1 protein-coding gene and 1 pseudogene are annotated in these 1,362 nt (G+C 58.4%); both read right to left on the bottom strand.

All coding sequences use genetic code 11. The features are described 5' to 3' along the window. Window positions 1-179: 179 nt before the first annotated feature. Window positions 180-971, bottom strand: a complete 792-nt coding sequence (locus J2W40_RS20510; RefSeq protein ID WP_476470238.1) for a Fic family protein — start codon at window positions 969-971, stop codon at window positions 180-182. 66 nt (window positions 972-1,037) lie between these two features. Next, window positions 1,038-1,112 (bottom strand): annotated as a pseudogene (locus J2W40_RS20675) (hypothetical protein); the annotation flags it as partial. Between the last annotated feature and the right edge of the window lie 250 nt (window positions 1,113-1,362).

The following is a 1,362-nucleotide window of genomic DNA, read 5'->3' as shown; positions in this document are numbered from 1 at the left end:
AGACGTCCAACCGCCGGTTTTATGCTCAGGTCCTGTCGGTCCGCTCTTCCTACCGGGTCAAGCTTGGCGGCGATGACATGGGCTAAATCGGCCTTTCCGACTCTCTCACTTCACGCGCGCATTCACGCAATGAACGGAAGATCGTTCTGGAGCCGAAATTTTGTATTCGCGATCGGCGCTCAAAAGGCGTTCCGCCCCTCGGCTATATTTAGCAGTTCGGAGAACACCAGCGTTGCGGGGGCACGCCCGGAGGCTGGTACAAGTTCACGCAGGATTCCGTGGTCGCGAAAGTCCCGAACGAGCTTTCTCGCGGTAGCAGCGGGAATTTGCGCTGACTCGATGAAGTCCGGGGTCTTGAACAGCGGGCGCTGGAATATCCAGTCGAGTGCGCGCACGGCGTATTGCGAATGCGTGATCTCGACGACGGCATCGCGCTTTTCCTGGTGGAGGGCCAGAATGGCCTGCGCCTTTTTCGTATTAGCATCCGCTTGGGCAATGATACCGCGCAAGAAGAAGGCAACCCATCCGCTCCAGTCGTCGTCCCGAGAAACCGCATGCATTCGGTCATAGTACTCGCTGCGGTTCGTTTCCAAATATTGGGAGAGATAGAAATTCGGTCGTGAAAGCAGCCCGTGATTGTAGAGGAACAGGGGAATGATGAGGCGGCCGATGCGCCCGTTGCCGTCGAGAAAAGGGTGGATCGCTTCGAACTGGACGTGGACAATAGCCAACTGGACCAAGCGGTCGGGCGCTTCGGCGTGGATGTACTCTTCCCATCCGGCCATGGCCGCATCGATACGGTCCGCGCCGGGGGGAATAAACCGCGCCTGCTCGATGGAGCATCCGTCTGCACCGATCCAGTTGGGAATGCTCCGATAATGCCCGGGATACTTGTTGCGACCTCGAACGCCGTCCATCAGCACTTGGTGCGTGGCCTTGATGAGACGTTGCGACAGCGGCAGATTTTCCATGAGCCGGGTGGCCTCATGAAGCGCAGCCCGATAATTGAGTACCTCGCGGGCGTCGGCCTTCTTGGGACTGCTTTCGTCGAAGAGTTGGCCCTGCGCTTCAAATTCGAGGACTTCGCCAAGTGTGACCTGGGTGCCTTCGATCTTGCTGGAAAGGACAGCTTACCGCGAAGTGAGTGGCGACAGCAGGATATCCGGGTTGGGAATGCCAGCAAGGACGCCTTCGTAGCGAGCAACTGCCGCATTGGCAGGCCCCACCAGCGGGAACAATGTGGCCAGATCAAGGGCCTGAGGAAGGAAGCGGCCTTCGTGGTACAGGACGGGCACGTATAACTCTCCCGATCGTATGAAGCCGGGGCAGCCTCATTTTTGATGATCGTCTGCCCCTCTCTAG

This window comes from Sphingobium xenophagum, from assembly GCF_031457465.1.
Taxonomy (GTDB): Bacteria; Pseudomonadota; Alphaproteobacteria; order Sphingomonadales; family Sphingomonadaceae; genus Sphingobium; species Sphingobium xenophagum_A.
This window is presented reverse-complemented; position numbering and strand designations above follow the sequence as displayed.